This is a genomic window from Bradyrhizobium sp. SZCCHNS30572 (assembly GCF_032484415.1).
In the GTDB taxonomy this organism is placed as follows: domain Bacteria; phylum Pseudomonadota; class Alphaproteobacteria; order Rhizobiales; family Xanthobacteraceae; genus Bradyrhizobium.
The window spans coordinates 290,916-309,693 of record NZ_JAUESY010000001.1; the positions used below are offsets into that span (position 1 = coordinate 290,916).

At 65.7% G+C, this 18,778-nt stretch carries 14 protein-coding genes; 1 reads left to right on the forward strand and 13 read right to left on the reverse strand.

The annotated features are described in order from the left end of the window. Window positions 1-586: 586 nt before the first annotated feature. From QX048_RS01265 to QX048_RS01285, 5 genes are all read right to left on the reverse strand, one after another. Window positions 587-1,393, reverse strand: coding sequence for a DsbA family protein (locus QX048_RS01265; RefSeq protein ID WP_316191685.1), 807 nt, complete (start codon window positions 1,391-1,393; stop codon window positions 587-589). An 87-nt stretch (window positions 1,394-1,480) separates the two neighbouring features. After that, the gene (locus tag QX048_RS01270) at window positions 1,481-3,970 is read right to left on the reverse strand and encodes a hypothetical protein (protein WP_316191684.1); all 2,490 of its coding nucleotides are present in this window, start codon (window positions 3,968-3,970) and stop codon (window positions 1,481-1,483) included. A gap of 38 nt (window positions 3,971-4,008) precedes the next feature. Continuing rightward, window positions 4,009-5,193 carry a hypothetical protein gene (locus QX048_RS01275; protein ID WP_316191683.1) on the reverse strand — a complete coding sequence of 395 codons (1,185 nt, stop codon included), beginning with the start codon at window positions 5,191-5,193 and terminating at the stop codon, window positions 4,009-4,011. A gap of 1,156 nt (window positions 5,194-6,349) precedes the next feature. Beyond that, window positions 6,350-7,189, reverse strand: coding sequence for an NlpC/P60 family protein (locus QX048_RS01280; protein ID WP_316191682.1), 840 nt, complete (start codon window positions 7,187-7,189; stop codon window positions 6,350-6,352). Next, window positions 7,182-8,564, reverse strand: a complete 1,383-nt coding sequence (locus QX048_RS01285) for a leucyl aminopeptidase family protein (protein ID WP_315825978.1) — start codon at window positions 8,562-8,564, stop codon at window positions 7,182-7,184. The genes QX048_RS01280 and QX048_RS01285 overlap by 8 nt, the downstream gene beginning before the upstream one ends. A gap of 193 nt (window positions 8,565-8,757) precedes the next feature. Here QX048_RS01285 and QX048_RS01290 point away from each other — a divergent pair, with 193 nt between their 5' ends. Beyond that, a complete protein-coding gene (locus tag QX048_RS01290) occupies window positions 8,758-9,564 on the forward strand; it encodes a tetratricopeptide repeat protein (protein WP_316174633.1) in 807 nt (268 codons plus the stop codon). A gap of 25 nt (window positions 9,565-9,589) precedes the next feature. On the opposite strand, the gene QX048_RS01295 is transcribed toward QX048_RS01290, so the two are convergent. The 8 genes from QX048_RS01295 to cpaB form a co-directional block, all read right to left on the reverse strand. Beyond that, window positions 9,590-10,831, reverse strand: coding sequence for a Zn-dependent hydrolase (locus QX048_RS01295; RefSeq protein WP_316191681.1), 1,242 nt, complete (start codon window positions 10,829-10,831; stop codon window positions 9,590-9,592). A gap of 84 nt (window positions 10,832-10,915) precedes the next feature. Then, window positions 10,916-11,890: a type II secretion system F family protein gene (locus QX048_RS01300; protein ID WP_315753445.1), complete on the reverse strand. Its 975-nt coding sequence runs from the start codon at window positions 11,888-11,890 to the stop codon at window positions 10,916-10,918. A gap of 8 nt (window positions 11,891-11,898) precedes the next feature. Then, window positions 11,899-12,873, reverse strand: coding sequence for a type II secretion system F family protein (locus QX048_RS01305; protein WP_315753443.1), 975 nt, complete (start codon window positions 12,871-12,873; stop codon window positions 11,899-11,901). An 11-nt stretch (window positions 12,874-12,884) separates the two neighbouring features. After that, window positions 12,885-14,348 (reverse strand): CpaF family protein, encoded by a 1,464-nt coding sequence (locus QX048_RS01310; protein WP_315713812.1) that lies wholly within the window; start codon window positions 14,346-14,348, stop codon window positions 12,885-12,887. 21 nt (window positions 14,349-14,369) lie between these two features. After that, window positions 14,370-15,638, reverse strand: coding sequence for a CpaE family protein (locus QX048_RS01315; RefSeq protein WP_315713813.1), 1,269 nt, complete (start codon window positions 15,636-15,638; stop codon window positions 14,370-14,372). Continuing rightward, complete coding sequence (locus tag QX048_RS01320; protein WP_315713814.1) at window positions 15,635-16,375, reverse strand: CpaD family pilus assembly protein; 741 nt, start codon at window positions 16,373-16,375, stop codon at window positions 15,635-15,637. The genes QX048_RS01315 and QX048_RS01320 overlap by 4 nt, the downstream gene beginning before the upstream one ends. A 22-nt stretch (window positions 16,376-16,397) precedes the next feature. Then, window positions 16,398-17,879, reverse strand: coding sequence for a type II and III secretion system protein family protein (locus tag QX048_RS01325; RefSeq protein ID WP_315714366.1), 1,482 nt, complete (start codon window positions 17,877-17,879; stop codon window positions 16,398-16,400). Window positions 17,880-17,896: 17 nt separating this feature from the next. Continuing rightward, window positions 17,897-18,697 (reverse strand): Flp pilus assembly protein CpaB, encoded by an 801-nt coding sequence (gene cpaB, locus QX048_RS01330; RefSeq protein ID WP_315713815.1) that lies wholly within the window; start codon window positions 18,695-18,697, stop codon window positions 17,897-17,899. Between the last annotated feature and the right edge of the window lie 81 nt (window positions 18,698-18,778).

Below are 18,778 nucleotides of genomic sequence, written 5' to 3' on the forward strand. Positions count from 1 at the left end.
GACTAAACCGCTCGCGCGGTAAGGCACGACAGCCGGCAGCACGGGTGCAGTGGCAAGCCGCCGTGTCCATGCTGCGGCGGCCGCATGATCGTCATCGAGGTCTTTGAGCGAGGCGCAACGCCGCGCCATCAACCCGACTGCGCCAACCAGCGCCATCAGGATCGACACCTCATGACCGCACAACCGCCATTCTGCAAAGCTGCTCGTCGTGCCCGCCGCTCATCGACCGACCCGGTGGAATGCGCCCAAACATCCATCTGTCGTCGTCAATCCGCCGACAATTGACCGCTTGCCATGCCATCCACCGCTCATTCACCCGCCGCGCCATCGTCGCGAAGCTCGCTGCATCATTTCGAGCTCAATCAGCGAGCTCGCCTGCGGCGCTCAAATCCCCATAGAGCCTGCCGCACCAGTCCCGCCCACCATGCGCGGTGTCCTCCCTTGGAGGCTTTCGGACGCCGGCCGCCCGAATATGCCGCGCCGTCAATCGTGCTGCCGGCATCCGAAACCCTTCACAGCAGCGGACTCGCGCGCTGCACAAATCGAGACCTCGGGCGTCGATGCATATCTTCGCGATCGGAGCGTACTACTGGCGAGCCTGCTGAATTCTGGCCTTCAGCGTGGCAAGTCCGACCGCGCCGACGATGACATTGCCGCCGATGACATAGCTCGGCGTCCCGCTCAATCCCAATTTCTGCGCAAGATTGCCGCTCTCATCGAGGCTTTGGCGCACCTCCAGGCTGTCCATGTCCTTTTCAAGCTGAGCAACGTCGAGACCGATCGTCTGCGCGATGGCCAACGCGCGCGCCTTGTCGGCGGGTCCGCTGCTTTGGAGAAGCCGCTGATGAAAGTCGAGGTATTTCGCGCCCGTCGGGTCTTGCATGCGTACCGCTACCGCGACGCGCGCCGCCTCCAGCGAACCGGGGCCGAGGATCGGAAATTCCTTGAGCACGATCTTGAGCTTGGGGTCGCTCTTCAACAATTCGAGTATCTCGCCGAGCGCGCGCTTGCAGTAGCCGCAGCTGTAATCGAAGAACTCGACCAGGGTGACATCACCCAGCGGGTTGCCGAGCGTGACCTGGTGCGCGGACGCGAACAAGGCCGGCGCATTTTGCTTGACCAGTTCAGTCTTGTCGGAGCCGGGCGCTGCCGCCGGCATCGCGGCTTGCCGCTTCTTGATCAGGTCGGAGATGGCCTGTTGCACGGCTTCGGGGTGCTTGGCGAGGTAGTCCTTCACGACCTGCTCGATTTCTTCGGGATGGGTCGCTATGTAGTCCTTGACGATCGCCTCGATGTCGCTGCGCGAACTCTCCGCTCGGCCGGGCTGCACGCAAAGCAAAGACAGCGTGAAGACGGCAGCCGCCGTGGCAACGCTACGGATCAAATTGGTCATCGGTCATCCTCCATATGGCTGCCGACTTCCGCAGTTGGCGTGCAGCAATGATTTGCGAATTCGTGTCCTCGTGCATCGCTGCTTCCTTCATCGTCGCGGCATCATCATGCCGGGCGGGGGGACCGGTCTGATCCCCGGCATGCGCGGCGCAAATCGGCCGGTCGGCCGGCAGCGCGCGCCAAGCGGCCCCGGAATCCAACCGGGGGGGCAGACGATCGGGCGACCGACATCCGGCGCCCGCCGGTCCCGTGTCACCCCCGGCTTGCGTGCCACGCACACGCCGTCGGCATTGCGCCGCTCACCAGGTTGGCACGTCCTCGGCAGCTTCGGAATCACGGGGACGACCGTGGTGGACTTCTTCTCGATCGTCTTGGAGCACTGGCTTCGATCCTTTGGGTCGACCGGGGCCGCGCAGCACTCGCCGCTCGTCGTCAGATTCGCGGACGCGCAGCATTTGCTATTCGCAGTCGGCACGAAGCCCGAGGCGCAACACTGTGAAAGTCTCGGCAGCCAGTGCAGCGGTATGCATAGCGTGCCGTCGGGGCTCGCAATCTGGCCGGCCGGGCAGCACTGTCCCTTCGACGTCGCCTGGCTCTTGAGACAGCACTTACCGGCGATCTTCATATAGCCGGGCGCACAGCAGCTGGGGCATTTCCAGTCCGGAATTTTCGGTTTCAACGGATCGCATACGCCGTTCACCACGGTCGTCCCGCAGCAAAGTTGTTGGCCAATCGGGCCGGAATAGATCTGGCTGTTCTCGCAGCATTCATTGTTCGGGCCGATCGCCGTCTGGTTGACGCCGCACATCGGCTTGGCGATATCAGTCGACGGATTGTTGTTCGAACAGATGCCCCCCGGCTGCAGGTCTTTGGGCGAGCAGCATTGGCCATTGACCAGAACATTGGGCGGGGCGCAGCTCGACGCGCAGCTCTTGGTCTTGATGATCCAGATCTGATTGGGCGGACAAACCGATCCGTCCGAACCGCAGACATGGGTCTTGCAGGTCTGCAGACCCGGCGGCCTCGGCATGCCGGCGGGAGGCGGCGCGCCGGCTGGACGCGGCGCCAGCCGTATCCGTGCGGCTTCCCTTGTACACGCGCGCAAGATGGCGATATCTCCCATGTGCCCGCGAGCTGATAGATCGGGCGGCGCGTCGGCATAGTCGATGAAGTAACTGAGCAGCGGTGGCTCATCGCCGCGGCGGATGCGCCAGATCGGATTCCCCTGCAGTCCGTCGATCGCAAGCGCGTCGTTCTGGCCGAGTTGAGCCACGAGCTTGGGATCGGTGGCGTTGCGCAATTGTTCGCCGGTGGTCCAGACGAAGCCGCCGCAGGAGGCCGGATTCATGGTCCCGCCCATGTCGTAGCTGTAGCCGATCGCGACGCCGCCATTGCCATTGCGGAAACGTTCGGGGAATCCCACCGCATATTCGTCCGGCAAGGGCTGCCAGATCGGCTGCTTGATCTCAGTGACACCGATCAGCGTATAGCGCAGCACGCGGCCGATCGACGGCGCGGACAAGGCCTCGAAATCCTGCGCCCCGGTCGGCGCCGGCCGCTCGGCCAAAAACATCCGTCCCTCATCGTCGAAACTGATCCTGGAGATCTCGGTGGGACCGGCGGCGGACGGTACGACGACTTCGATTCTGGCGTCCGCACCGAACGAGCCGTTCGCGTTGAGCCCGACCGACCACACCCGCAAGCCCTCGGCGACCGCGTAGTAGAGCCGGCCGTCGCGAATGGCGAGGCCGAACACTCGCCGATCCGGTGCCGCGTAGCCCCAGGTCTCGGGCTGCGCGCTGTCGAATTGAGGACTCGTAATATCGACGCCTGGCCCGGCTGGCGCCGGCGCCGTCGGAAGTTCCGCGGCTGCGTTGCCGGCGACGCCGTGATCATAGACACCGAGGTCGACGCCGTTCGGGCCGAAGCGATGGATCAGCCCGGTCTCACGGTCGGCGACGAACAGAGACTTGGTCGCCGGATCATAGGTCAATCCCCCGAGTGCCGCGCCCGAATTGGCCTTGTCGCCCGTGGTGACATTCGCGAACAGCGTCACCGCGCCGGTGGCGCCATTGATCTTCCAGATCGATCCCGGACCGCCGCCTGGACCCCATTGTGCCGGCATGAAGGTCGCGCCGCTAGTCCCGAGCCTGACATGTTGCGGTCGACCTTCAGGTCCCGGCGCGACGATCGAGAGACCATAGGCGGATGTCGCCGCGACGTAAATGTTGGCGGGGGAACTGTCGTCCAGAGCGACGCCAAACACCTGCCCGATCGACTTCGCGCTGACGGTGAACGGCTTCGGCGCACCGACCAATTGCGCCTGGGGCGGACCGCCCATGCGTCTTAGATCGACGATGCGCAGCGACGGCCCTCCAGGATCGATGATGGTCCGAACGTCGGGATCCTGACCGGGCTCGATCTCGAACGGGCGAATAGCCCCGGAGAATCCGGTGACTGCAGCATCGCCGGGGGTGTAAACGCCGGGCGGCGTTTGCGCCGACGCGGGCCCCCCGAGTGCGAGAGGCAGGATCAGCAGCCAGGCGAGGCGCCGCATCGCACGGACGGCGGCTGTCATGGACGTCTGTCGGCCAAGCTCAATCATGTCGCTCCGCCTCATTTCGGCTGCTTGGGCCGCGGCTCGCAGGAGCCGGTCTTGACGTTGGGCACGGTGTCCGGCGGGCAACATTCTCCACAATTGGTCATCTGCGCGGGATTGCAGCAGCTCCCGTCAAAGGCCATTCCCTGGCTCTTGTCGGAGCAGGGCGTGACACAGGGGCTGTTCTTGTCGCCGCCGAGTCTTGTCTGTCCGGCCGGGCAGGCCGCGGGCGGACACATGCCGTAGGGCGCAAAGCCGAAGACCGCCACCTGGTTGGTGTCGTCGCACAGGCACTCGGAGAGCCCGCCCGACTTCAACGCGCCGGGATGGGTGTCCTTCGGGCAATCGCACGAAAACACGTACTTGCTATCGCCGGATCCGGGGTTGGGGACCTGTTGCCAGTGCGGCACCATCGGTTTCGGACAGGTGCAGTAACTGCTCCCTGTGTGGCAGGCATAGGCGCCGGGGTCCGTGACCACCAGCGTCCCGTCACCGGTTTCCACCATGCCCACGCCATATCGATCGTATTGATCCTGATAGACGCCTTTGCTGGAAGGGCTGAAGATCGAGCCGGGACCGCCGATGCCTTGACATTCCGGGTACCTCCACCACTCCATGTAAGGTACTTTTTCGCACGTCGCGTTGATCGCGGCGCATGTGGCTTGAACAGGCGGAAGGACCTCGCAATCGCCGCAGGACTGCATGCCAAGCTTTTCCTGCCCCCAGCACAGCGCCTCCTGAAGACATGAGCCGATTTCGGAACCCAGTCCAACGGTGCTCTGCTCGCTCTTGCAGGCGCATTTCACGACGTCTGCGGCCGCGCCAATGGCTGCGAGCTCCTTGGAAAGATCGCCGAGAACATTTTCTGCGATCGCGTTGCCAAAGATTGTGTTCAGCTTGCTGACGACTTGGTCGGCGTTGCCCTGCGCCTCTGCGCAGAATTGATTGACCAGGGCTTGCCCTTTCCCCGTGTCCGACCCTGCCGCGGCGACGCCGCTGAGTGCTGCGGTCAGTGCAATCGCTGCGTAGCGGCTTGCGTCATTCTCATAGACCGACTTGCACACATATGCGGCGGACAGCGTCCCGATAAAGGCATCCGCGATGTCTTCTGGACTGCAGCCCGCCCGCGCTGGCGACGCCAGCAGTATCATCGCGGCGACGATGGCCGCTCCTTGAACCCGCCAGCGTCCTGCGCGCACCATGGTCCGCCCTCTGTCGCATCAACGTGGCTGTTCTTCTCAATTCCAGCCTTGCGCTAGATCAACAGAGGCGACGGCAGCCGCGCCATCAACCGACTGCGCCAACCGGCGCCATCAGGATCGACACCTCATGACCGCACGACCGCATTCTGCAAAGCTGCCCGTCGTGCCCGCCGCTCATCGACCGGCCACGGTGGATTGCGCCTCCGTACCAGCCTGCCCGCCATGCGCGGTTTCCTCCCTTGGAAGCTTTCGGACGCCGGCCGCCCGAATATGCCGCGCCGTCAATCATGTGGCCGGCATCCGAAACCCCTTCACAGGAGCGGTAATCGTCTGCCGGGCACGAATCTGTCGCTATACTCTCGAGATCGGGCGAATTACCAAAAGCGCCGACAGTCAGAATCTCAGATCTCTTGGGCTGCGGTGAGAACCCGCGCGATTGCGAGTGATTTGGCCGACGGGCGCGGTCCGCGAACGCCTGTCCAGTCCTCTCGCGAAAAATATCCATCTTTCTTTTTTTCGGAAATCGTGCATACTCCGCCCCGTCCTGCCCCACGAGAGGGACGTACGCGTCGTCACGGACGTCGGGTGCGGGATGCGATGGCCGCGATGATGTCGCAGTGTGCATTAGCGCACCGACGAACGGCGTCATGCGGACGGCGAAGTCGTGTGGTCCTGGCGCCCCGATGCTGGCGTCAAGGTCGCGGGAGCCGATGAGGCCTGCGGCCGACAGGGGCAAGAAAGCCGGTCCCTGGGGAGATCACGAAGTAAGTCGCAAAACATCGCGCAGGGAAGGCCGGATGTTCGGCCCGTACCTGTGGTGACTACCGCGTGCTTGTTGCACGCAACCACGGGTGCGGTCGGCACCCGGCCTTCCCTGCGCCCTCTCATGTTGCCGAGGGCGGATGATTGCAGCAGGACTCGGACCGATGTGGCCGCGAGAATGCGGATGCTTGCCCTGCTGTTTGGCGCGGCCTGTTGCTGTTTGATAGGTATATCGGACTCTTGCGCCGCTCTCTCCGCGTCATTGCGAGCGCAGCGAAGCAATCCAGAGTCGTGGGCGGGACTCTGGATTGCTTCGCTTACGCTCGCAATGACGGAGGAGGGAGCCTGCGTCTCAAAACCTCATCGGGAGGACGCGCCAGCGCGATGAGGCGAGTCAATCCAGCCGCTTGATCGCGAGCACATCGCTCCCGCTCGCCTTGATACGGGCAATCGCTTCGCCGATCGGCTCGATCTGCGTGGCCATATGAAACGCGTTGGCGTGGACGATCGTGTCAGCATCGCGCACGATGGCGACGTGGCCCTTCCAAAACATCAGATCGCCGCGGCGAAGCGGCTCTCCCCCGTCGAGCAAGCGCCCCAGCGCGGCGAGCTGCATGTCGCTGTCGCGCGGGCACGGCACACCCGCAGCATTCAACGACACCTGCACCAGGCCCGAGCAGTCGATGCCGAGGCTGCTCTTGCCGCCCCACAGATACGGCGTGCCGACGAAGCGCTCGGCGACTGCGACGAAATCGGACTCGACATGGTCGAGACCGACGACATGCTGCTTCGGCACGAACCAGCCATCGGCCGTCACGGCGAAGCTCGCGTCCTCGCGCGCGACCGCGATGGTCGAGCCCATCACCAGCGTCGCGACCGGCGGCAGCTTGATCGACGACCCGGGGAACGCGAAACTGCGCAGCGCGCTGATCTTGTGCGTCGGTGCTGCGGCGGGCGCCGCCAGCGCAGCCTCCGGCAGCCAGCCGACATAGCCGTCGGCTGCGAGCTGGCCCCAGACCCAGCCCTCGCCGTTGCGGTCGTAGACCGTGACGCGCTCGCCCTTCAGCGCCTGCGTCGCCAGCTCGGCGCCGGAATATGGCTGCTGGCGCAGCGGCGCGATCGGATCGATGACGACCAGCGCCTCGCCCTCGACGAAACGCGCGGCCGTCACCTGGCCTTCGAGATGTTTCGCCGCGACGTCGCCGCGCGCAGGCGTGAGGCGCGGATCAGCCATAGCGCTCGCTCAGGAGCTTGTAGAGCGCACGCGCCGCCTGGCACTCGCCACCCTCGGGCCGGCCCGGCTTGGCGGATGGCGTCCAGGCGAAGATGTCGAGATGCAGCCAGCTCTTGGCGTGCTCGACGAAGCGCTGCAGGAACAGCGCGCAGGTGATCGAGCCGGCGAAGCCGCCGGACGGCGCGTTGTTGATGGTCGCGACCTTGGAGTCGAGCCACGAGTCGTACGGCGCCCATAGCGGCATCCGCCACAGCGGATCGTTCTCGGCGGCCGCGCAGCGCGCGACGTCCGCGGCGAGCGCCTCGTCCTGGGTGTAGAACGGCGGCAAATCGGGACCGAGTGCGACGCGCGCGGCGCCGGTCAGCGTGCCCATGTCGATCAGCAGGTCGGGCTTGTCCTCGTCGGCCAGCGCCAGCGCGTCAGCCAGGACCAGCCGGCCCTCGGCATCGGTATTGCCGATCTCGACCGTGATGCCCTTTCGCGAGGGAAACACGTCGAGCGGACGGAAGGCGTTGCCGGCGACCGCGTTCTCGACCGCTGGAATCAGCACGCGCAGATGCAGCTTGAGCTTGGCATCCATCACCATCTGCGCCAGCGCCAGCACGTTGGCGGCGCCGCCCATGTCCTTCTTCATCAGGAGCATGCTGCTCGACGGCTTCAGGTCGAGCCCGCCGGTATCGAAGCAGACGCCCTTGCCGACCAGGGTCACCTTGGGATGCGATGGATCGCCCCAGACGAGCTCGATCAGGCGCGGCGCGCGGGTCGAGGCGCGACCGACGGCATGGATCAGCGGATGGTTCTGGCGCAGCAGATCGTCGCCGACGATGCTGGTGAAGCGCGCGCCGAAGCGGTCGGCGACCTGCTTCGCCGCGGCCTCGAGCTCCTCGGGTCCCATGTCGTTGGACGGCGTGTTGACGAGGTCGCGCGCCAATGTCGCCGCGTCGGCCAGGCGGTTCAGCTCGGCGGCGTCGACGCCATCCGGCGGAACGAGGCGGACCTCCGGCGTCTCGGTCTTGCGGTAGCGGCCGAAACGGTAGCTGCCGAGCGCAAAGGCGAGCGCGGCGAGCCGTGCATCATGCGGCGCATTGGCGAAGCGGTAGGTGCCGGCGGGCAGCAGGCCGGGCAGGGCGCCCGGCCGGAACAGGTCACGGTGCTTGGCGTCGTCGTCCTCGAGGCCGAACAGCACCTGCGCGATGTGGCCGTCGGCGGCGGGCAGCGCCAGATAGCTGCCGGGCTTGGCGGCGTAGACGTTGGCCTCGGCGAAGTTGCGTGCTTCAGCCGACAGGCTCTCCTTGATCCCCGGCCAGCTCGCCTTCGTTACGAAGGTGATCGGGATGGCGGACGTTGTGGAGGCGGTCTCGAACATCGACGGCATGCCTAATGGTTCCCTAACTGGCGCGCGGCAGCCAGACTTCGCAGAGTTTGAAGGCCGCTGCAATCACGCCGGCCGCCTGGCCCGCAAACCGACGCGGATGTGACGATGGCGCCGTGGCCGCGCCATTAACCGGCTGTTAGCGTTAACAGTTTATTGCTGGCGCGTTCAATTCGCTCGTTCGAGTCCACGTGACATGCGTCAATCGCCTTCCATTCCCCGGCTGCTTGCGTCCGTTGTCCTCACCGCGCTCGTCGCTGCGGGCCTCGGCGGCTGCCAGACCATGTCCGACGTCACGGGCTCGCTGCGCGGTCGGGCCGAGCCGCCGCCGCCCGCGACCCCGCAGCGCGCGGTTGAGGTGTATGGCGAGCGCTACCGCGCCAACCCCAAGGATGCGGCCATCGCGGTCGCCTATGGCCAGGCGCTGCGCAACAACGGCCAGCGCGAGCAGGCGGTTGCGGTGCTGGAGCAGGCGACGCTCGCCAACGCCGGCAACAAGACCGTGCTCGCGGCCTATGGCCGAGCGCTGGCCGACAACGGCAATTTCAAGCTCGCATTCGACGTGCTGTCGCGCGCGCACTCGCCGGACAATCCCGATTGGAAGCTGCTGTCGGTGCAGGGCACGGTGCTTGACCAGATGGGCCGCCACGAGGAGGCGCGGCGCTATTACGATAGCGCGCTGAAGATCGTGCCCGGCGAGCCCTCGGTGCTGTCCAATCTCGGCCTGTCCTACATGCTGACGCGGGAGCTGCCGAAGGCCGAGGAGGTGCTGCGGCAGGCCTACGGCTCGCAGGGGGCGGACGCGCGGGTGCGCCAGAACCTCGCGCTCGTCGTTGGCCTGCAGGGACGCTTCGCGGAGGCCGAGCAGATCGCACGGGCCGATCTGCCGCCGGACGAGGCCGCCGCCAACGTCGCCTATCTCAAGCAGATGATTCAGGGGCAGAGCCAGGGCAAGGGCAAGGCGCGCAATCCGCCGATGGCCGCGCTCAACCAGCCGGACTGACGACCTGCCTCGCTGATGACGTGGCCTATCGTGTCGCGCCTGTCAGCAGGCGGCGGCAGGTGTCGACGAACACGTCGGCGCCGGTGACGATGTCGGCATCGGAGGTGTTCTCGGTCCAGTGATGGCTGATGCCGCCGATCGACGGCACGAACAGCATGCCCGCCGGCATGATGGTGGCCAGCACCTGCGCGTCGTGTCCGGCGCCGCTCGGCATCCGCAGCGACTTGCCGGCGGCGAGATCGCGGCTGGCGGCCTCGATCGCATCCTGGGACGTGCCGTCCATCATGGCCGGCGCGCCGGTCCGGATGCGCTCGACCACGACCTGGCATGGACCTGCCGCTGACGCCTGCGCAGCCATCTCACGCAGCAGCTCTTCGAGCCGGTCGACCACGGCGGCATTGTCGTCGCGGATCTGGAACAGCATCTCGGCCTGGCCGGGGATGATGCTCGGTGCGCCCGGATCGAGCGTGATGCGTCCCGTGGTCCACACCGTGCGCGGGCCGCAGGCGGCCGGAAAGCGCGCATCGATCGCCACACAGAACTTGGCGAGCGCGAGCCCGGCATCCTTGCGCACCGCCATCCGCGTCGTGCCGGCATGGTTCTGCTCGCCGGTGAAGGTGATGCGGTATTGCCAGATGCCGACGATCGAGGTGACGACACCGATCTTGAGCCCGCTCGCCTCGAGCGTGTCGCCCTGCTCGATATGAGCTTCGAGATAGCCGATATGCCGGCCGCGCTCGGCCTGCAGGCGCGGCCGTCCGGCGAGGCCCACCTCGGCAAGCGCCTCCCGCATCGTACGCGGGCTGCTGCGGTCGCGGGCAGCATCGATTTCGGCCTCGCTGACGTCGCCGACATAGGACCGGCTGCCGAGCATGCTGCCGAAATGGCCCTCCTCGTCGCACCAGGAGGCGACCTCCACCGCACCGACAATGGACGGATCGGGATTGAGCACGCGCGCCGCCTCCAGCGCGTAGACGACACCGAGCGGGCCATCGAGCCAGCCGGCCTGGTTCTGGCTCTCCAGATGCGACCCGGCCAGCAGCTTGGGGCCTGGCTTGGCGCTGGTGCCCAGCACGTTGCCGATGCCGTCGATATCAGGCGTCAGCTGCGCGTCGGGCAGGCGCTCGGCGAGCCAAGCGAGCGATTGACGATGGGCGTCGGAGAAGGTCGGCCGGTGCACGCCGGTCTTGTAGGTGCCGAAGGCGCGCAGTGCGTTCAGATCGGCGAGGACGCGGGCGCCATCGGCGCGGCGGAGCTTGTCGGACATCAGGCGGAGACCTCGATCATGCTCCGCCTAGCTTCCAGCGTAGAGCCACGACCGCAAGCGAAATTTCTCGCGAGCGGTCTACCTCTACTGCATGGCCGCGACCTTGATGCCGGTCGGTCCCAGAATGACCACGAACAGCACCGGCAGGAAGAACAGGATCATCGGCACCGTCAGCTTCGGCGGCAGCGCGGCCGCCTTCTTCTCGGCCTCGTTCATGCGCATGTCGCGATTTTCCTGCGCCATCACGCGCAGCGATTGCCCGAGCGGGGTGCCGTAGCGCTCCGATTGCTGGAGCGCGAGGCAGACCGACTTCACGCCTTCGAGGCCGGTGCGCCGGGCGAGGTTCTCGTAGGCCACCTTGCGGTCCTGCAGGTAGGAGAGCTCCGCGGTGGTCAGCGTGAACTCCTCCGACAGCGCGATCGACTGGCTCGAGATCTCGATCGCCACGCGGCGGAAGGCGGCCTCGATCGACATGCCGGATTCGATGCAGATCAGCAGCAGGTCGAGCGCGTCGGGAAACGCGCGCTTGATCGACAGCTGCCGCTTGGAAATCGCGTTGCTGAGGAACAGCATCGGAGCCTGCAGGCCGAGATAGGCCATGCCGACGCAGATGCCGATCTTGACCGGCATCGATTTCTGCAGATGCGCGATCACGAAGACGTACAGCACGGAACCGACGAACAGAACCAGCGGCGTCACCAGGCGCGCAAACAGGAAGGTGATGTAGGGCGCCTGGCCGCGGTAGCCCGCCATGATGAGCTTCTCGCGGGCCGCCTCCTGAGCGAGCCATTTGGTGAGGTTGAAATCCTCCACCACACGAGAGATGAGCTGCTTCGGCGTCTGCCGCAGCGAGACCTTCTCGCCGGCGTTCAACCGCTCGCGCTCGCGCTGCTTGATCCGCTCGCGTTCGCTGGCGACCGCCTTCATGCGCTTGTTCAGGTTCTCGCCTGCAAACAGCGGCATGATCAGCGTATAGACGGTGGCCGTCGCCGCGATGGCGGCGAAAAACATCGTCATGAAGTGCGGGTCGTGCAGCTTGGAGACCAGAATGTCGACCATGGTCCACCTCAGAAATCGAAATTGATCATCTTCTTCATGACCAGGATGCCCATCGACATCCAGATCACGCAGCCGACCAGCATCAGCTGGCCGGTCGGATGGGTCCAGAGCAACGAGATGTAGTCGGGCGTGCTCAGATAGACCAGCAGCATCACGATCGGCGGCAGCGATCCGATGATGCCCGCGGACGCCTTGGCCTCCATCGACATCGCCTGGATCTTCTCGCTCATCTTCTTGCGGTCGCGCAGCACCTTCGAGAGGTTGCCGAGCGCCTCGGAGAGATTGCCGCCCGACTTCTGCTGGATCGCGATGACGATGCCGAAGAAGTTGGCTTCGGGAAGCGGCATCCGTTCATAGAGCCGCGCACAAGCCTCGCCGAGCGGCATGCCGATCGCCTGGGTCTCGATGATCCCGAGGAACTCGCTGCGCAAAGGCTCTGGCGCGTCGGCGGCGACGACCTTGATGGATTCGAACAGCGGCAGGCCCGCCTTGATGCCGCGCACGATGACGTCGACGGCGTCCGGCAATGCCGCCAGGAATTTCTTCTCGCGCCGCTTCTTGAGGTAGCCGAGGATCCAACGCGGCAGACCGAGACCGGCGGCGAAGCCGAGCCCGAGCGCGCCGAGCGGGCCGCCACCGGCGAAGAAGGCAACGGCGCAGACGACGAAGCCGAGGACACCGGAAATGATCCAGAATTTCTGCACGGTCCAGTCGAGTCCAGCCTGCGAAATCCGCATGTTCAGCGGGACTTTACTCTGCTTCTGGGCCTTCGCCTCGAGATCCTTCAGCGAGGACTCGACCTGCTCGCGGCGCGAGCGTTGGCTGCGTTCGGCCTGTCGGACCACCGGCTCGGACTTGGCGACGGTGCTGCGCCGCTGCTCGGCCTTCCGCTCACCCGACAGCAGGGGATAAAGGAACACCCAGGCGATGCCGCCGATCGCGGTGGCGGCGAGGAAGGCAAGGGCGAGAGCCTGGAGCTTCATGGGGTCTCTCCTCAGTCCTTGCTCGCAACTTCGGCGGCATCGAGTGCAGCCGCAAGCCGCTTCTCTTCGCCGTAGTAGCGCGCACGTTCCCAGAACCGCGGCCGGCCGATTCCGGTCGAGCGGTGGCGCCCGATGATCTTGCCGTTCGCGTCCTCGCCGATCATGTCGTAGAGGAAGATGTCCTGGGTGATGATGGTGTCGCCTTCCATGCCCATCACCTCGGTGATGTGCGTGATGCGGCGGGAGCCGTCGCGCAGTCGCGCCGCCTGGACGATGACGTCGATCGAGGCGCAGATCATCTCACGGATGGTCCGCGACGGCAGCGAGAAGCCGCCCATCGTGATCATGGATTCGCAGCGGGACAACGCTTCGCGCGGGTTGTTGGCGTGCAGCGTGCCCATCGATCCGTCGTGACCGGTGTTCATGGCCTGCAGCAGGTCGAAGGCCTCGGGTCCGCGGACCTCGCCGACGATGATGCGCTCGGGCCGCATACGCAGGCAGTTTCTCACCAGCTCGCGCATCGTCACCTGGCCTTCGCCCTCGATGTTGGGCGGCCGGGTTTCGAGGCGCACCACATGTGGCTGCTGCAGCTGGAGCTCGGCGGCGTCCTCGCAGGTGATGACGCGCTCGTCGTGATCGATATAATTGGTCAGACAGTTCAGCAGCGTGGTCTTGCCCGAACCGGTACCGCCGGAGATCAGCACGTTGCAGCGGACGCGGCCGATGATCTGCAGGATCTCCGCGCCCTCCGGCGAGATCGCGCCGAACTTGACGAGCTGATCGAGCGTCAGCTTGTCCTTCTTGAACTTACGAATGGTGAGCGCGGGGCCGTCGATCGCCAGCGGCGGAACGATGGCGTTGACGCGCGAGCCGTCGGCGAGACGCGCGTCGCAGATCGGTGACGATTCGTCGACGCGGCGGCCGACCTGGCTGACGATGCGCTGGCAGATGTTCAGGAGCTGTTGGTTGTCGCGGAACCGGATGCCCGTGCGCTGGATCTTGCCGTTGACTTCGATAAAGACCGTACCGGCGCCGTTGACCATGATGTCAGCGATGTCGTCACGCGACAGCAGCGGCTCCAGCGGGCCATAGCCGAGCACGTCGTTGCAGATATCGTCGAGCAGCTCTTCCTGCTCGGCGATCGACATCACGATATTCTTGATCGCGATGATCTCGTTGACGATGTCGCGGATTTCCTCGCGCGCGGATTCGCCGTCGAGCTTGGCCAGCTGAGCGAGATCGATCGCCTCGATCAGCGCCCCGAAGATCGTCGCCTTGACCTGATAGTAACTGTCCGAACGCCGGGCCTCGACAACCGGTGGTGGCGGCGGCGGAGCCTGCCGGGTCGGAGCCAGAGGTGGCGACGGCACGGCCGGAGACGCCGCGCGTGGTGCAGCCGGCGCCGGCTCGGGCGCCGGCGCGGCCGGCCTGAGGGCCCTGGTATCGTTGTCCAATCCGCTACGCTTACCAAACACGACTTAGAACTCCACGCGTGCTTACTTCGCCCTCAGCTTGTCCAGCAGAGGCGACAGGAAGGAGCCTTTCGGCTTCTTTGTCTCGCTGCGGCCGGTGAGCCGCTGCGCGATCTGGAGAAACATCTCCGTCGTCCGATGGCTGGGAGACATCTCCGCAATCATCTGGCCGTTGTTGGCGGCCGCGCCGAAGATCTGCGGCTCGAACGGGATCGTTGCGATCGGCGGGCTTTCGATCGCCTTGGCGAACTCGCTCGCATTGATCTCGGGCCGCTTGGGAACGCCGACCTGGTTCAAGCAGTAGAGCGGCATGCGATCGTTCGGCCGGGCGGCCTTGAGGAGATCGAACATGTTCTTGGTGTTGCGCAGCGAGGCGAGATCCGGCGCCGCGACGATCAGGATATCATCCGCGGAGATCAGCGCCCGCTTGGTCCAGCCTGCCCATTGATGCGGAACATCGAGCACGATGCATGGCATCGAGGCCCGCAGCGTGTCGAAGACCGCATCGAATGCCTCGGCGCCGAAATCGTAGACCCGGTCGAGCGTCGCAGGCGCGGCCAGCAGGCTCAGATGATCGGTGCATTTCGACAACAGCCGGTCCATGAAGGCGATGTCGATCCGGTCCGGTGAGAAGACGGCGTCCGCGATGCCCTGCGCGGGATCCTGGTTGTAGTCGAGGCCGGCGGTGCCGAACGCCAAATCGAGATCTGCCACCACGGAGTCCATCGACAGGTCGCGCGCGATCGCCCAGGCAATGTTATGGGCCAGGGTCGAGGCTCCGACGCCGCCCTTGGCGCCGACGACGGCAACGATGCGCCCGACGGCCTTGGCTTCCGGCGCGGAGAATAGGTTGCAGATCGAGCGGACGACGTCGATCGGCGTCACTGGCGACAGCACATAGTCGCTGACGCCGCGCCGAACGAGCTCGCGATACAGCGTGACGTCGTTGACGCGGCCGATCACGACGACGCGCGTGCCCGGGTCGCAAACCGTCGCGAGCTGATCCAGGCCGGCCAGGATGTCGGTGCGTGCATCCGTCTCCAGAATGATGACGTTCGGGGTCGGGGCAGACCGGTAGGCCTCGATCGCCGCCGCCATGCCACCCATCTGAACCTTCAGATGGGCCTTGCCGAGGCGCCGGTCCTCACCGGCGGCCTGGACCGTCGCGGCGGTTTCCACCGTCTCACAGAACGCCTGCACGGACACGCGCGGCGCGGGCGCGATGTGATCGTCGGCCGGCGGCGGCACGACGTCAGGCTGCTCCTCTTGGGTCTGTCGGGCGTAGCTGATCATTTGCCTGTGTCGCTGAGTTTGGCCTTGTCGGCCTCTGGATACGTGATCGCGGTTGATTGTCCCTTGCGATATTTGTCGAACAATGCCGTGCGCCGGGTGGTATAGGACGGCGTTTCGGATCGCGGCTGCACGAGATCCGACGGGTTGGCGACCATTGCCGCCATGTTGCGCTGGTAGGCGCAGCCGTAGTTCCAGTCAGGCTTGTTGTCGAACCAGTTCTTGTTCTTGATCGACGGCCCGAGGTCATCCGGCCAGATCCCGCAGGGCCCCACCGTGGCCGACATTTTTGGGTAGCTCAGCCGGATCGCGGCCATCTGGCGCGGGTCCTTCGGCTGATAGTTGCGTACGGTGATGCCGTGCGGCGGGACGCCGGCGGCGGCCAGCAGGGAGTGGATCTCCCGCATCGAGTCGGCGGCCGCCCGTGCGTTGGGGGTGCCGCTCGGCACGTCGGCGCTGATCGCGCCCGTGCCTTGGCGAATCCAGCTCTGGGCCAGTCCCATCACGTCGGCGCGCTGCTCGGCCGTCAGGCCGCCACGACCCTGGCCGACGAAGACCACCAGGGAGTCCGGGGCCTCCTGGATCGCGATCGGGTGGCGCAGCCGGTAGTCGTCGGGGATGCTCGCCGTGGTGGCGGCGTCTCTGGTGTAGTTGCAGGCGCCGAGCAGGGCTGCGGCTCCGGCGAGCGCTGCGGCAAGGGGCAGGCGTCGGTATCGGGCGGGGCTGGATGTGGTGGTCATCGTTGCAGGTCCTTGTCCCGGCTCAGTCCGTGATGAAGCCATAGGTGCCGCGATAGTTGCGTCCGGGTTCGACCCGGCCGGGTACGCCGTAGATGCGGTTGATGCTACCCAGGAGATCGGCCTGGGGGTCGGACGCGGCCGCAAAGCCGTCGTCTGGGCGGGAGAGATCCTTCTGTGCCACGGCGCGGACGACGAACGGCGTCACCAGAACCATCAATTCGGTCTGGTTGTTGACGTAGTCGCGGCTGCGGAACAGCGCGCCGAGGACCGGCAGCTGCATCAGGCCCGGCATGCCGCTGATCGCCTGCTTGGTCTGCTGCTGGATCAGGCCGGCCATCGCCATGGCGCCGCCGGAGGGAATTTCGAGCGTGGTCTCGGCGCGCCGGGTCTTGATCGATGGAACCGTCAACGAGTTGACCGTCGTCGAGCTGACGGCTTGCGACAGCGTGATCGAGTTCTCGTTTGAGAGCTCCGAAACCTCGGTCATCACCCGCATCGAGATCCGGCCCTCGCTGAGCACGACGGGCGTGAAGTTGAGCGAGATGCCGAACTTCTTGAAGCTGATCTGCGTCGTACAGACATGGGTCGTCGGATCACAGGAGTAACCGGCGGGAACCGGAAACTCGCCGCCGGCGATGAAGGTCGCGGACTCGCCCGAGATGGCGGTCAGATTGGGTTCGGCGAGCGTACGGATCACGCCCGCGTTCTCCATCGCGCGCAGTGTCGCCTGCACCGTCGGGGTCGCCCCGCCCAACGCTGCGGTCACGGCGTTGTTGGAGACGAGATTGCTGCCGTAGGCGGTGAACGGATTGGAGTTCGCGAATTTGACGACAGCAGTTCCGTAGTTGAGCTGGCCGGAGAGATCGATGCCAAGCTGCTTGACGACCGAGCGCTGCACCTCGGCGACGGTCACCTTCAGCATCACCTGGTCCCGGCCGCGCACGGTGATCGAGTTGACGACCTTGTCGGCGCCGCCGGCGAGCCGGGCGGCCAGTTCGCCGGCCTGCTGGGCTTCGATCTGGCTCGACGCCGAGCCGGTCAGCACGATGCTGTCGGCGAGGCCCTCGATCTGGATATCGGCATTCGGCAGCAACTGCTTCAGCGCCGCCCGGGCGCCGTTCAGGTCGCGCTTGACCGCGATGTCGTAGGCCGCGATCTGCTGGCCCTGCGCGTCGAAGAAGACGATATTCGTCTGACCGATCGCCGCACCAATGATGTAGGCGCGCTGAGAGGAGCGCACGACGGCATTCGCGATCTTCGGATCGGCGACAAGAACGTCCTTGATGTCGCGCGGCAGATCGATGACGACGGACTTGCCGATGCCGAGCGCAAGGAAACGTGCATTGATCTGGCCGTCCGCGGCGGCGGCTGCAGTCGCCGGGCGATAGTCTGCCGCGATCACCGGCGCGATCGCCGGATTGAGGGTCAGCGCAGCGGCGGCCGAAAACGACAGCGCGCGGACCAGCAGGGTCCGCATCTTCCGCTGATTTTCGCTGCAGGTCATCTGGGTGGTCCTCTTGCTCACTTCTGCGTCGTCATCGTGCTGGGAATGCCGAAGCGGACGACGGCAACGCTGTCGCTGCGCTTGCGGCTGGTCTCGTCCGTGCGGCGCTCGGCCACGTTGACGTCGGCGATGCTGCGGAGCGCCAGGGACAGCGTTCCGGTTTGACGGGCACGCGCGAGCGTCTCGGCCTGTTCCGGCTTCAGCTCCAGCGTGACGGTCTTGCCGACCACCGTGGTCTGGCCGTCCTTTTCCTTGGGGGCCTGATCGATCGCCAGCACACGGATGTTCGACAGGATGATATCGGAGCTGACGACGTCGCCCGCGTTGGGCTGATCCGGATTGCGTTCGCGCTTGGACAGGATCACGTCGACGCGGTCGTTCGGCAGGATGAAGCCGCCGGCGCCGGTCTCCGGAGAAATCTCGGTGGAAACGGCGCGCATGCCGGCCGGCAGGATCGCGGCCATGAAGCCCGAGCCGTCGGCCTTGACGAGCTTTTGTTCGCGGATGGGCTCGCCGGCAATGAACGGCGCCCGCGCGATCGTGCCGGTTATCTGCGTCTGTCCTTCAGGCCGCTCGTTGCGGCGGATGAAGCTGGCACTGGCCGTGGCCGCCGGCCAGCTCTGCCACTGCAGATCTTCGGGCTTGAGGGATTGGCCGAGGGCGATGTCGCCCTTGGCGACGAGAACGTCGACGGTCGGCATCTGCGGCGCGGGCGCGGCGACTTGAGCCGGCCGGTCGTCGGACCCGCTCGCGAGATATGCGGCCACGCCGCCAGCGCCTACAGCGATGGTCAGAACCACAATGCGTGCGGTATTCATACGCTTCACTTTCCACATGACGCCGCGACGTTTCCGCCGCCGTGATGGGAGTTGAGCAGTTATTCGTCAAAGCATGGTTAA

Bases quoted from the DNA above. Each gene is read 5' to 3' on its own strand.
- QX048_RS01300 (WP_315753445.1), bottom strand. From the start codon at position 11,890: ATGGTCGACATTCTGGTCTCCAAGCTGCACGACCCGCACTTCATGACG.
- QX048_RS01295 (WP_316191681.1), bottom strand. From the start codon at position 10,831: ATGTCCGACAAGCTCCGCCGCGCCGATGGCGCCCGCGTCCTCGCCGAT.
- QX048_RS01285 (WP_315825978.1), bottom strand. From the start codon at position 8,564: ATGCCGTCGATGTTCGAGACCGCCTCCACAACGTCCGCCATCCCGATC.
- QX048_RS01280 (WP_316191682.1), bottom strand. From the start codon at position 7,189: ATGGCTGATCCGCGCCTCACGCCTGCGCGCGGCGACGTCGCGGCGAAA.
- cpaB (WP_315713815.1), bottom strand. From the start codon at position 18,697: ATGAATACCGCACGCATTGTGGTTCTGACCATCGCTGTAGGCGCTGGC.
- QX048_RS01270 (WP_316191684.1), bottom strand. From the start codon at position 3,970: ATGACAGCCGCCGTCCGTGCGATGCGGCGCCTCGCCTGGCTGCTGATC.
- QX048_RS01275 (WP_316191683.1), bottom strand. From the start codon at position 5,193: ATGGTGCGCGCAGGACGCTGGCGGGTTCAAGGAGCGGCCATCGTCGCC.
- QX048_RS01290 (WP_316174633.1), top strand. From the start codon at position 8,758: ATGCGTCAATCGCCTTCCATTCCCCGGCTGCTTGCGTCCGTTGTCCTC.
- QX048_RS01315 (WP_315713813.1), bottom strand. From the start codon at position 15,638: ATGATCAGCTACGCCCGACAGACCCAAGAGGAGCAGCCTGACGTCGTG.
- QX048_RS01265 (WP_316191685.1), bottom strand. From the start codon at position 1,393: ATGACCAATTTGATCCGTAGCGTTGCCACGGCGGCTGCCGTCTTCACG.
- QX048_RS01320 (WP_315713814.1), bottom strand. From the start codon at position 16,375: ATGACCACCACATCCAGCCCCGCCCGATACCGACGCCTGCCCCTTGCC.
- QX048_RS01305 (WP_315753443.1), bottom strand. From the start codon at position 12,873: ATGAAGCTCCAGGCTCTCGCCCTTGCCTTCCTCGCCGCCACCGCGATC.
- QX048_RS01325 (WP_315714366.1), bottom strand. From the start codon at position 17,879: ATGACCTGCAGCGAAAATCAGCGGAAGATGCGGACCCTGCTGGTCCGC.